A 12,645-nucleotide genomic window follows, 5' to 3' on the forward strand; every position below is an offset into this window, starting at 1 on the left:
ACACGAGCAGTACAAAGAAAAGAAGGTATCTCATAAGCTATTCTTTTGTATAATTTGATTTTCCGTTTATATCAACTGGCTCACCTAGATACCTTGGTTTTCTGCCCCTTATAATATCCAAAACGGCTTTTGTGACGGATAGCTTTTCCCGAAATGCATAGTATTTATAACCTGGATAAACGCCCCTATCTGCGCTATAACCCAATGATTTTATACCCAATTTATCACCTAGGTAAATACATCTATTCAGGTGGTATTTCTGAGATACCAAAATTGCGGTATCAACATGAAAAATATGTTTCGCACGGTACATGGTCGAGTAGCTATCAAACCCAGCATAATCGATGTAAATTTTTGTGGTATCGACACCATTTTTCTGACAATATAACTTCATTACCGTAAGCTCATCGTATTCATCTCTTCCATTATCTCCCGACAGCAATATTTTATCCACTTTGTTATTTTTGTACAGTGAAATCCCCGCATCCAGCCGATCTTTTAGATACCTACTTGGTTGATCGCCGTTTATACCAGCGCCAAAAATGATGACTACCTTCGTTTTTGGCACATCTTTAAGTTCGGTGAGAATCAGCTTTTCGGTTTCGGCTGTTACGTTGCTGTTGGTTACCAAAACGACAGCTAGCGTTATTAGGCCTAGGATGATAACTGGTAAAAGGAACTTTTAATCTTTTTCATGTGCTTGATTTTACAAGGATCTATAAAAATCGGGTTCTTTTATGTCTTCGACAAAAGGAACAGATATTTTTTTATAAAATACTGTTATTAATTCCCAATATTTTTAATAATATACACGCCCTGCTTCTTGTTTTCGTGAAAATTGGTGCTATAATCGTAGGTCAAAAAACGCACATTACTTTTAGCAGCATATTTAGCTGGCAATTCGAATACATGCAGATAAGTTTCTATGTTGCCTCCAAAAGATGCTCTATTAGCCACGGTTTTAAAATTCAAAACCGTGTTTTCAATTGCTAAGTCATAATATGCTGTTCCATAAAATTCGTTGGGAATACCTGGATTCAAATACCCCTCAGTCGTGTAAGTTTCTTTTGCAAAAGCCTGTGTTTTTACCTTCCCTTTGTTGGTATAGTCCAATTTTTGGTCAGGAAAAACGTATTGTCCGAATTAAAAGGTGTGATGTAAGCATCCGTATACCTGAGCTCGTTTGAGTAGGTTGCGTTTTGCACATCTTTCAGAAAGTGTTCATCCTGCCATTTCGGCAAAATTTGTTCCTTATTTATTTTACATTGTATTTTTGAACCTTCTGCATAAATAAATGATGAAGATTTAGGTGTATAAAGTTTTATCCATTTGCCATTCTGACGAAAATATACCGCCTCTCTACTGATCAGTTCGGTATGATAGCTGTACAATACAGCATCCGATGTGTTGTAAAATTTACCAAAAAAATCTTCAACCCAAACTTTGTCTGAAATAGTACTGTCTGTATTTAAGATCTCAGCAAAATGTTCTATATGGGGTTTTTCTGCCGAAAAGTCGTAAATACCATCTTCTGTAGTTACATAGCAATTTATGGCGTCTAAAAACTTTAATCCTGGACTGTTTTCTAGTTCAAACACCTTATTTCCAGCACGATCTATTTTTATAAAATAAGGAGAGCTGCTATTAAGAAAAAAATTCTGTTCGGGGAAATATCGAATGCTACCATTCCTATTTTGAGTTACCCTATACATCAAAAAATTATCCCATTGCAATTTTTCCTGCAGTTCGGCAAACTTTTTATACTTGGCTCTATTCCACAATAAACTTGGTGATAAATTGATAACAGAACCGCTCTGTATGGCTGCATAGGCTACTAGAATTATTACGATAGAAATTACCATTTTTTCATCATTTTATTTTTTGAAAAGCAAGTTCTTTTGTTCATCAATCCTGCGATTAAATTTTATCCTATAATTTCCATTTAGAAGCTTGCTATTTCTCTTTAAATAAGCTAACAGCCATTGTAGTCATTAAAGATGTGAACTTTATTTTACGCTTAAATTTAGCTGTAAAAACTCTAGGAAATTGGACGAATTATAATTCGTTGGAGATAAATTATCATTCGTAGGCATTTGCAAAAAAACTACTCACTCCTCGGATCGGGTTTTAAAGGCATCTTCGCACAGCGGAGCACTTCAATGGATGGGCATCCGTATTCGACGATGACCTTGCCCTCGATCAGATAGATCCCCGCTCCTCTTAGGGGATATTTTACGAGTGTTTGTGGAAAATGTACGGTATCAAAGAAATGCCCTTCAGCGTCCAGGAAGGTTCCGAATTTCATCTGGTCTCTGTGCTTGGTTTTGACAAACTTCTCACAGATAAAATCGCCGACAACGCGTACAGTTTTACCCTCGTGAAGATGAAGTTCCTTAGATGGCATATCACCACGGTAATCGCTTTTGGCAAGATCAAAGAGCGTCCCTGTCACACAAAAACCGATCAGCTCCATCTCATCGTAATAGTCCTCCAAGATATCTTCTTCCAAAGGGGGAAGAATCGGCTTGCGGCTCTCAGTCTCAAACAGGACCATACCTACCACAGCGGGTTTATGTCTGCTCATCAACAGGTGGGCCTCCCACAGCAATTCCTTCTTCCCTAGGCCCGTAAACCGCAAAGCACCGACACGGATCAGGATAATGACCTGCTCAAGGCCCGCTTGCGTCCTTTTGACAAAGTCCCCATGCTCTGATAAGCTCCGTAGCGCTCACGCTCGGAGATAATTCGACGGGCTAATTTCCCTTCGAGATTCTGCAGACAATCGAAACCGAGATAGATATCCTTACCCTGGATCGAGGTGTTGAAAATCGACTGGTTGACACAGGGAAGGCAGATCGTTCCACCGGATATACGCGCCTCATTAACATAGACCTTACGATTGTAAAAACCGCCATAATTGTTGAGCACCGCAACCATAAATTCCAAGGGATAATAGGTCTTGAGAAAGAGGCTCTGGTAGCTCTCCACGGCATAGGATGCCGAGTGTGCCTTATTAAACGAGTATCCGGCAAAGCTTTCCATCTGCCGCCAGATCTCCCGGCTGATTTTTTTCGTCATAGCCTTTGGTTTTGCAGTTGGAAAAGAACTTGTCCTCGATCTCAATCAGATGATCCTTGCTGCGATATTTGCCCGACATCATACGTCGTAGCACATCAGCGTCGGCCATATCGAGTCCACCGTAGGCATTGGCGATTTTCATCACATCCTCCTGATACACCATCACCCCATAGGTCTCTTCGAGCTGCTCCTTAAATACGGGATGTGGATAAGCTACTGTGCTGGGATCGTGATGGCGACGGATATATTCACCCATCATGCCTGAACTGGCTACACCCGGCCGGATAATAGATGAGGCCGCCACCAAGGTTAAGTAATCATCACAGTGAAGTTTGGTCAGGAGCTGTCGCATGGCCGGGCTTTCGATGTAGAAGCAGCCGATGGTATTGGCGGATCTAAGTTGTGCGGCAATATTGTCATCCTCGAAAAAGCGCTTTGGATTATCGGTGTCAATGACAACACCCAGGTTCTCCCGAACGATGGTACGGCAATCTTTGATATGGCCGATGCCGCGCTGAGAAAGGATATCAAATTTTTCAAAACCGATATCCTCGGCAACATACATGTCAAACTGCATGGTGGGTAGTCCTTTGGGTGGATTGTCCATGGCGGAATAACATGTCAGCGGCTCCTCGGAAATCAGTACTCCACTGGCATGAATGGTTCGTTGATTGGGAAAATCGGCCATGCGATTATACACGCTCAAAATGGTGTTGGTCACTTCATTTTTATTGAGCATATGCTCCGGCTCGTGCACCAGTCGGTCGATCTCTGCTTTGGGAAGACCATATACCTTACCGAGTTCACGCAGGATACTACGCGACCGAAATGTACTCATGGCACCCATTAATGCGGTATGGCCAGTCTGATAACGGTTAAAAATATATGTATACATTTCGTCCCGCTCATTCCAGCTAAAGTCGACATCAAAATCGGGTGGACTTTTCCGCTTCGGATTGAGGAAACGCTCAAAAGGAAGGTCGAGGGCTATTGGATCAACATCCGTAATCCCGAGGCAATAGGCCACAGCAGAATTGGCTCCTGACCCACGGCCTACATAATAAAAACTGCGGCTACGCGCATGCCGACAGATATCATCGGTAATAAGGAAATAACTCGAGAAACGCAGGTTTTCAATGATTTCAAGTTCGCGCTGTATTCGATCGGCAGCGATACCATCATTCTTGCCATAACGTTTGGCAAAGCCCTCCATGCAATACTTGTGCAGCAATTGCTTATCGTTGTACCGATTGTCGGTAAAGGTCGTTTTATTCTTGACACTTGTAAAATCAAAACTGAAGGAACATTGCCCTAATATACGGTTGGTATTGGCAAGCAGTTGTGGTAACTCGGAAAATAGTTGCAACAGCTTGACCTTAGCAACAAAGACTTCGTCTTCAGCAGCGACCTGCTCCCTTTCCAATTGGGATATCAGCAGATTGTTGTCAATAGCTCGCAGTTGCCGATGCAGGGTATAATCAGCTCGGCGGAAACTAACTGGTGCCAGGATGACACAGCGGTCAAGCAGCTTGCGTTCCAACAGTTGCACACGGGTACGCTCACTCGGGCGGATTCCTATGTATTCAAAGTTCCGCAATTGAAATGTATTGATCCGGCTAAAGGGATAGATCACAAAGACCTGTTCAAACTCAGGTGCACGCGCGGGTGTGGTACGGTTTTCCATATTGAGCTTGGTTCGGTATTCGTTGATCTCCCGGAATCCCTGTTCATTCTTGGCGATGGTGACGAAACAAAGCTGATCGCCATCACGGAATTCCATGCCCGCAAGGAGATTGAGTCCAGCTTCACGTCCCATTTTAATAAAATCCAGCGCCCCAGAACTGTTGTTGATATCGGTCAGCACGGCGGTATCATAACCGCCTGCTCGCATCCCCGAAATAAGATCCTGCAGACTCAGTGTACCAAAGCGTAAGCTAAAGTAGCTATGTAGATTTAAGAGCATGCTCCCCTCCTTTCCCCGGTAGTGGTGCACAGATGCCTTTCATCAGAAATTCGGCACCATAACGTTTTCGGATCTTGTCCATCGCCTGCATCAGGTTGACCTCTTCGGCACTATCATCAAAGAGGTCGGTCTGATAGGAACCGTAGATTAGTCCGGAGAACTTGATCCCGATAAGGCGTATCAGCATCCTGCGGCTATAGAGTTTCTTAAAAGAGAAAGCACAACCTCCGTTAATTTTCGGTCAGAGTTGGTATAACCGACCTGCAGCTGTTGGGTATGGGTATCGAAATTGCTATAGCGGATCTTGAGGGTGACACAACTCGTCAGCTTCTGATCTTTCCGCAGATCGAAGGCCAGTGTATCGACCATGCTGATCAGGGTGCGGCGGAGTACATCCATATCGATGGTATCCTGCTGAAAGGTGTTCTCCTTGGACATGGACTTCTGCTCACGAAAAGGTATGACCAGTGAATCGTCCAGACCATTGGCTTTACGCCAGATGTTAATCCCATTCTCGCCGAGGACTTTCTGCATCGTGAATACTTCCATCTGCTGTAAGGTTCCGATCTTAGAGATCCCCATATTGCGCAGCAGGGTAAAAGATTTTTCACCGACCATGGGGATCTTGCGGATGGACAGTGGAGCTAGAAATCCTTTTTCGCTTCCGCCTTGAACTTGCTTTTCGCCGCAAGGCTTGGCTGTGCCGGTCGCGATCTTAGAAACGGTCTTGTTGACGGATAGTCCAAAGCTGATGGGCAATCCTGTTTGTTTGATAATCCGCTGGCGGAGTTCCTGCGTCCATTTCCAACAGCCAAAAAAGCGGTCCATTCCGGAGACATCAAGGTAGTGCTCATCTATACTTGCTTTTTCAACAATGGGGTTTCCTCTTCGATAATCTGCGTCACAATACTGGAATACTGACTGTACATATCATGATCACCCCGCACCACAATAGCTTCGGGACACATACGTAGCGCAAGCCGCATCGGCATAGCGGCATGTACGCCAAATTTACGGGCCTCATAGGAACAGGATGCAACTACCCCACGGTCGCTACTCCCCTATGAGCACGGGTACTCCGATTAGCTTGCTATTCTGCAAACGCTCAACAGATACAAAGAATGTATCCAGATCACAATGTACTATACTCCTTTCCATGTTTTTCAATTCGCTATCCAGTCGTTCCGCACGACTTTTATTTTCGGTGGTTGTGGTATTCAAAATTACTAATATTATTAGTAAATATTCAATACGGGAGATTGATTTAATTTTTATCACACTCAGGATCAACCACATAAATTTATAGGCTATATTGATTTAAATAAGATTGTACGGTTGGTTTTTACGAAAAAATTATGGATATCGTAATTTAAGATCATCAATCTCTTAAATTCTTACTAAATTGTAAAGGAATGCAGACAACGCCACAGTTTTAACTAAAGACCTCATTTTTAATAGACTAAAACCAACGATCGAGTACAATGAATTTGAAAGAAACGTTATATAAAGTAGTAAATTCCAAAACAGTTCAAGGAATTTTGACAGCCAATATTTTCGCATTCTTAGTCATTGGCATCCAGTCTTCATTGATGCCCAAAGATCCAGGTATACTTGTTTTTTCAGAGTTTGTGATTATTCCAATGTTGATGGGTATTATCACTGCTTGGTTTTGGAAAGACACTAGGATAAGGGGAAAACAAATCACTGGACATTCTGTCGTGAACTGTCTTATTGCGATCTCAATGAGTTTTTTCTTCCTAGGTGAGGGCTTTATCTGTCTCCTAATTGTTTCGCCTCTTATTTTTAGCTTTATTATCGCGGGCGCCTTTATTGGAAGAGCAATGTTTAAAAAGAGAAATCAAAAATTGAATATAAGCATTGTGAGCCTATTACTTGGAATTTTTATTGTTGACTCCTAAGTGACCATTATCACGAAAATATGGTTTCTGATGAGATCTTGATTCATGCGACTCCAGCAGAGGTGTGGCAGCACGTGGTCGCCTTTGATCCGATCCACCAGAAGGAAAACTATTGGCTCTTTAAAATAGGGATGCCCAGCCCTATGGCGACAACGGTAAGTGAGCATAAACTGGGTGCAAACCGAAAATGCATTTTTAGCAATGGATATATCTTCGATGAGAAGATTGTAAAATTTGATATCAATAAAAACCTGATTTTTGATATCGTTGATCAACCCAAAGACCCTGAAATTATGGGACATATCGATATAAAAAGAGGTGAATTTATATTGAAGGACAATGGAAATGGCACCACCACCCTTGTGGGGAACAGTTGGTATAATCTTCATGTCTTCCCTACTTGGTACTATGATCTCTGGGCGGAAAGTATCACCAGGAATGTTCATTTTAGAGTAATGGAGCATATTAAATTATTAAGCGAGAGATAGTCTATGTTTTCTTTTGTAGTGAAAAAGAGCTGGCTTTTTAAAGGATATCCCTTTAGTCGCCATTATATTTGATAGTCTCATGAGATTTTGGATGTTTGTTACCAAACCTGAATTACTGGATTGGATCGATGAACTGGAGGAAGATATGGCGCAGATGCCTGAAACTACGATTGGAATACATAAATATGGTGGGACTCAGTTTAATTATAAAGGAAAAGAGTTTGCACATGTACACAGTAATGGCTTATTGGATATCTTATTAAATAAAGAGCTAAAACAATCGCTGATATTTGAAGGAAAATTAAGGATCATCATGTATTTAAAAATTCAGGATGGATAAGTTTTCAGCTTCACAATAAACAAGACGTAGGCTATGCTTGTTATCTCTTGAACATGGCTTACGACCGTGCCAAACAACAGTAGAATTTTGTATATCACCTAAAGTAATTGAAATAGGTTATAAAGTAGGGACAACACCCATCCAATCGTAAAAAAATCCAATATTTTCGTAATGGACTATAACTGTCTTGAGAGGAATATTTAAGCATTATTCCCAAGAAAACTAGGCCAATCGCTGCGATATAACTTAACATAATTTATTATTAATTTGAACAAAACCCAATATTCAAAGGTAATCACATTTCTGGTCTTGAAAACTAGGTAGTCGTCCAATGCTTGATTTTCTTCATTTTGAATCAATGTATGGTAGCCGGCAATCACAAGATAAATATAATCGTTTAAAATCTTCTTTTTAACAAAGAAAGTAGAACACTTTGGTTATATGTATTATAAGTCAATAGAGTCCTTTCCGCGTGAAAAAGAGGCTTCAAGAACGACATAGTCTTGAAATGGGCTATTCCAGAAATGTGAATACATAGGCTTTCGTTTGAATTGTTACAAAGATGACAAATACGTTTTTAAGGATAAATTGCTATCTTAGAAATAGTATAAAAAGCTAATCAAGAACCTATACAAGTAAGCGTCTATAGCGAGCAAAAACAAAACTAGATCAACAAACTTATTATGATTTATGGCTCAAATGAATCTATCAATAGAAATATTAAATTATGGACTCCAACTATCCATGGAATTTGGAAAAATTGGTTAAAACCTATAAATGAAAGGCTGGAAATTAAATTTCCTAATCTAAATAAGCAACAACAGGAAGAATGCAATCTGATCTGCAAAAGGGTACATCAAATTGCACATAACTACGTGGCCGAGAATCCCATTCGCTCCGATTCAGGAGTTGAATTTGTAGCATTCAACCAATTCAAACAATTTATACTCACAAAATATTGCTGGCTTTCGACTGCAAATTTACAACGTCTTTACAGTCAAAGTTGTTATTACGCCAGTAAATAAAAATTTAATCAATAGCGTTACTTGGTTATACTGGAATCTGAAACAACAATGGGGCAATAATCTCTTGGCTTCACATCGTCAACCTAAGTACCGCTTCGCTATTGAAACGGTACTATTTTATTCTTTATTTTTATTGTTTTTGAGCCTCTAGGCTTCACTTTCTTCCATTGATAGGATTTGAACGAGCGGGGTTGCCATGAGGCAACTTCACATAATAGGATGTATGGTAACCATTACCGGGTCTAAAAAATCGGTGGATATAATTTGGGCTCCGCTATTAAAAGCCGCATCTGCCCTCGTATAGTCATTGATCTTTGCTTCGTAGGTTTCGATATCTGAACGGCTACGAACAATATAACCTTGTTTTACAAGATTTTGAATTTCATTTTGACGAACTAGCGCATTGTCCAACAGGATAAAAGATGCAAAACTATCATTGGGTTCCGACTGTACAAACATGATACGTTTTTCAAGATTGGGTCTGTCTTTAACATAAGCAGATTCAAGGTTCATTCCAGCAGTGGCCGGAAGTAACAAGAAAACAAATTTTCCACGGGATGTTTTAATGGTCGGCCAGTTGCCCGAACGCACCGCCTCACGTAAGGTGCTATGCTTTCCACGTACATCATCTGGGGTAATAAGTTTATCTTTTCCCAATATTTCGACAACTTCGGCATCCAGCTGATCGAATGCCTTTTCATCAAAAGGAGAACCTCAGCGCTATTTGGAAAGATTGGTATGCTTTTGTCCTTTGCTTCGACCATAATAAAGATCGGAAGATGTCCGGGATGTCTGTCGGACCAATTTCTTAACGCTTTCAAGCCGCCTCGGAAAGTAGCATAATGCGATCGAAAATCAAAATCTGCAATATGGAGCATCTTGAAACCTGGCTTTTCCAAATCTTCCTTTTGATAGGGCGCCAGATCCGAAACAGCCATGCTACTTAATACTTCGTACCCAGCGGGCTTATTGAAACGATGTCCTGTAGGGTCATAATAGACATCCATTTCTAAACTCCGAATACCACTGTCGAGCTGTACATCAAAAGATGGGTGATCATATTTCAAGCCTTCGCTCATCGTCATCGGATTTGGATGAAACTCCTTAAATGACGCAAGCTTGTCCGCGGGGATTAATGTGGTCATCTTTTCCATCATTTTTGCAAAAATAGGGTCAGCATAGGCGGCAAGACGTGGATCTACAGGCCTAGCATAACTATTATGCGTACCAAGCACCTGAATCTGATTGATCTTTAATGCATTAAGCTGTGGGAGCTCGGATTGCTGAGCATGAATAACTCCAGTACCTAGTACCAGGGTGGACAACGTTGTTAGGATAATCTGTTTGAATTCCATATTTGTTATATTTTAAAAAAGTTTTGCACTGATCCCCACTTGACCACGGACAGAATACCATTCGGCTTGTTCGGCACGATCGTATACACCATGATAGTAGCGCACCGGGGCTCCAGTAATATTATTTAACTCGGCGAATAATCTGAATTTCGAGTTGATACTATAGGAAGAAGAAAAGTCTACCGAAAAATTGCTTGAATACCAACGGTAATGCTCAGGTCCTGCGACCTGACGAATGGCATCAAGATATTTACCTTTATAATTGCCGGCAATACGTGCCATAAACTTGCTATTCTCATAGATGAAGGAGACATTGAACAAGTGTTTTGCCTGCTTAGGAATCACGCTTTCATCTTCTATCAATTTTCCTTTGTCAAAGCGCGGAACTTTCGCTTTTGAGTCTGTATAGGTATAGTTGGCATCTACTCCAAATCCTTTCCATATTCCTGGCAGCTCTGTAAATCGCTTGGATATACCGGCTTCAAAACCTAACAGCCAGGCATTTTGAAGATTCTTGGGCTCATTTACATTGAATAAAACACCATCAATATCTTGTGTAGATTGATTGGAATAGATCAGGTTGGAAAGTTTTTTGTAAAATGCGCCTGCCGAAAACATACCTATGCCGCCAAAGTAATGTTCGGCCATGAGATCAAAATTGCTAGCGAAAGTGGGTTTCAAGTTTGGATTACCACGGGTGATGACACGGTTGATATCGTCCTGTGTCGTACCGGGATTAAGGCTACCAAAATCGGGACGGGTGAAACTTCGCGTAAATGCCAGCCGAATAATGTCATTCTTCGTCGCATTGATCTTTACATGCAACATTGGCAGAAAAGCATTATAGCTATTGTCCTGATTGATTGCTTCTACTTTAGTCGATTTGTCTGCGAGCGTTGATACTTTGTTGCCTGAAAAAGTAACTTTGTTGTACTCGTTTCGTATTCCTCCTATAATGGTGAGCTGCTCTGTCAATTTAAATTCAGCAGAACCATAAATTGCATATACATTTTCCTTTCCACTGTAGTAGTTGGCGGCACCTGATGCGTTGCTAGCTGAATCGACGCGGAATGGGTACAACTTGTTTTCGGCAATACCCTCCGGTGATGCAAGTTGCCTCACTGATGCCATAGCTACCTGATCAATAAGCACATTGTTGTAGGGCGATCCTATTTCGGTCAAAAAACCACCCCGATAGGGATAGGGTTCCGTACCTAGGCTGGCTAATGTTGGAGCAGCTCCAGAGATACCGGCTACATAAATACTATAGGGGTTTTCTACCTGCTTATCCTTGTGGATAAACTTTCCACCAAATTTAACGATCAACGAATTGCTAGGTGTATATTTCAAGTTTACTCCAACACGCTTGTTGCGTTCTTGATTTTGCTCCTGATATTGACAACCTGTGTTAATTTCATGGCTTCTGCGCTAATCGCTGTAGTGGAAGCAAGATGAGGTAGGATATGGTCAATATAGTCCCCTGTTCCATCTGGCGAATCCATCGCGAGGTATTTCTTTCCATCTGGAGCCAAGCCATCATAATCAACCTTTTGGGAAAAGGTTGCCATTGGATAGTAATCGGGGTCCATAAATTTAAAAGCGGACTTATCCATGCTCAGTGCCCAATCCAATCCAAATCGTTCTGAAAAACTCGACTGCCCGCTAAGCTCCCCAGAGTAAAGGCTTGTATGGTAATCTGCGGCTCTGGTTGTTATGGTCGCTGTTTTAGTATTAAAATAGAAATAATTCTCACGGACACGCTGAGCGTCCATATATTCGCTATAGAGTCCCTTAGCCATGATTTTGTGCCTTTCATTAAATGCATATTCAAGTCCACCATTAAATCCCAATGTACGCCGGCGTGCAATATAATCCCGCAATTGTAGATCTGTGATGGAAAAAGCCTGCATAGCATTACTGTTCGAAAAATCATAGTTTAGGTTATATCGGTCCTGAGCAGCTGTTCGGTCCCAGATTACTGCCGAAAGGATATAACCCAATTTTCCCTGCGCAACACGGTCGCCAAAGAGGATTGAACTGTTGTATGATCCGCGCTGAGATTGTCCGTTATAGCCGCCAGCCGCATTGATATGGAGTGTACGTTTTAAGGGAGCTGCTTTGGTAATAAAATTGATAGATCCTCCGATCGCATCTCCTTCCATATCCGGAGTGATTGCTTTTGATAGCTGCACATATTGAATCATCTCTGAGGGGAAAATATCCATCTGAATCCGTCGATCTGCATAGTCAAGACTAGCGGAAGGAAGCCGGTTCCCATTTAACAAAGACGCACTCCACTGTATGGGTGTGCCACGTACGGAAACATATCGCCCCTCCCCTTGATCTCGTTCAATGGAAACCCCTTGAATGCGTTGTACCGCTTCGGCAGCATTGCGATCGGGTAATTTACCAATAGCATCCGCCGCCAATACTTCCATAATAGCATTTGCCGTTTTTTGATGTTTAATGCCTTGAGC

The 12,645-nt window shown here is 41.5% G+C and carries 14 protein-coding genes and 3 pseudogenes; 3 read left to right on the forward strand and 14 right to left on the reverse strand.

The annotated features are described in order from the left end of the window. Positions 1-37 precede the first annotated feature (37 nt). From KUH03_RS02535 to KUH03_RS02580, 10 genes and pseudogenes are all read right to left on the reverse strand, one after another. Positions 38-631: a vancomycin high temperature exclusion protein gene (locus KUH03_RS02535; RefSeq protein ID WP_257091430.1), complete on the reverse strand. Its 594-nt coding sequence runs from the start codon at positions 629-631 to the stop codon at positions 38-40. Positions 632-783: 152 nt separating this feature from the next. After that, positions 784-1,113: a hypothetical protein gene (locus KUH03_RS02540; RefSeq protein ID WP_257091431.1), complete on the reverse strand. Its 330-nt coding sequence runs from the start codon at positions 1,111-1,113 to the stop codon at positions 784-786. Next, positions 1,086-1,862 (reverse strand): hypothetical protein, encoded by a 777-nt coding sequence (locus KUH03_RS02545; protein WP_257091432.1) that lies wholly within the window; start codon positions 1,860-1,862, stop codon positions 1,086-1,088. Before KUH03_RS02545 ends, KUH03_RS02540 begins: the two co-directional genes overlap by 28 nt. A 242-nt stretch (positions 1,863-2,104) precedes the next feature. Beyond that, positions 2,105-2,638, reverse strand: coding sequence for a hypothetical protein (locus tag KUH03_RS02550; protein WP_257091433.1), 534 nt, complete (start codon positions 2,636-2,638; stop codon positions 2,105-2,107). A 14-nt stretch (positions 2,639-2,652) separates the two neighbouring features. Next, positions 2,653-3,078, reverse strand: a complete 426-nt coding sequence (locus KUH03_RS02555; RefSeq protein WP_257091434.1) for a hypothetical protein — start codon at positions 3,076-3,078, stop codon at positions 2,653-2,655. Then, on the reverse strand, positions 3,014-5,041 hold the full coding sequence (locus tag KUH03_RS02560; protein ID WP_257091435.1) for a PHP domain-containing protein: 2,028 nt from the start codon (positions 5,039-5,041) through the stop codon (positions 3,014-3,016). The genes KUH03_RS02555 and KUH03_RS02560 overlap by 65 nt, the downstream gene beginning before the upstream one ends. After that, positions 5,022-5,228: a hypothetical protein gene (locus KUH03_RS02565; protein WP_257091436.1), complete on the reverse strand. Its 207-nt coding sequence runs from the start codon at positions 5,226-5,228 to the stop codon at positions 5,022-5,024. Before KUH03_RS02565 ends, KUH03_RS02560 begins: the two co-directional genes overlap by 20 nt. After that, positions 5,222-5,659, reverse strand: a complete 438-nt coding sequence (locus tag KUH03_RS02570; protein ID WP_373564927.1) for a hypothetical protein — start codon at positions 5,657-5,659, stop codon at positions 5,222-5,224. The genes KUH03_RS02565 and KUH03_RS02570 overlap by 7 nt, the downstream gene beginning before the upstream one ends. A 147-nt stretch (positions 5,660-5,806) precedes the next feature. Beyond that, positions 5,807-6,036: pseudogene (locus KUH03_RS47980) on the reverse strand (DNA polymerase IV); the annotation flags it as partial. A 58-nt stretch (positions 6,037-6,094) separates the two neighbouring features. Beyond that, a complete protein-coding gene (locus KUH03_RS02580) occupies positions 6,095-6,262 on the reverse strand; it encodes a hypothetical protein (protein ID WP_257091439.1) in 168 nt (55 codons plus the stop codon). A 260-nt stretch (positions 6,263-6,522) separates the two neighbouring features. Between KUH03_RS02580 and KUH03_RS02585 the strand changes: the two genes are divergently transcribed. From KUH03_RS02585 to KUH03_RS02595, 3 genes and pseudogenes are all read left to right on the forward strand, one after another. After that, a complete protein-coding gene (locus KUH03_RS02585) occupies positions 6,523-6,960 on the forward strand; it encodes a hypothetical protein (protein WP_257091440.1) in 438 nt (145 codons plus the stop codon). 20 nt (positions 6,961-6,980) lie between these two features. Next, a complete protein-coding gene (locus KUH03_RS02590; RefSeq protein ID WP_257091441.1) occupies positions 6,981-7,448 on the forward strand; it encodes a hypothetical protein in 468 nt (155 codons plus the stop codon). A 154-nt stretch (positions 7,449-7,602) separates the two neighbouring features. Further along, a pseudogene (locus KUH03_RS02595) lies at positions 7,603-7,871 on the forward strand (luciferase family protein). A 1,149-nt stretch (positions 7,872-9,020) separates the two neighbouring features. Here the strand turns inward: KUH03_RS02595 and KUH03_RS02600 are convergent. From KUH03_RS02600 to KUH03_RS02615, 4 genes and pseudogenes are all read right to left on the reverse strand, one after another. Continuing rightward, entirely contained in the window at positions 9,021-9,470 is a 450-nt protein-coding gene (locus KUH03_RS02600) for a Ca2+-dependent phosphoinositide-specific phospholipase C (RefSeq protein ID WP_257091442.1), read from the reverse strand. A gap of 83 nt (positions 9,471-9,553) precedes the next feature. Continuing rightward, positions 9,554-10,168, reverse strand: a pseudogene (locus KUH03_RS02605) (Ca2+-dependent phosphoinositide-specific phospholipase C); the annotation flags it as partial. Between the two features lie 12 nt (positions 10,169-10,180). Continuing rightward, complete coding sequence (locus KUH03_RS02610; RefSeq protein WP_257091443.1) at positions 10,181-11,518, reverse strand: TonB-dependent receptor domain-containing protein; 1,338 nt, start codon at positions 11,516-11,518, stop codon at positions 10,181-10,183. A 2-nt stretch (positions 11,519-11,520) separates the two neighbouring features. Further along, positions 11,521-12,606: a TonB-dependent receptor plug domain-containing protein gene (locus KUH03_RS02615; protein ID WP_257091444.1), complete on the reverse strand. Its 1,086-nt coding sequence runs from the start codon at positions 12,604-12,606 to the stop codon at positions 11,521-11,523. Positions 12,607-12,645: the final 39 nt, after the last annotated feature.

Origin of the sequence: Sphingobacterium sp. E70 (genome assembly GCF_019285695.1) — a bacterium.
GTDB lineage: Bacteria > Bacteroidota > Bacteroidia > Sphingobacteriales > Sphingobacteriaceae > Sphingobacterium > Sphingobacterium detergens.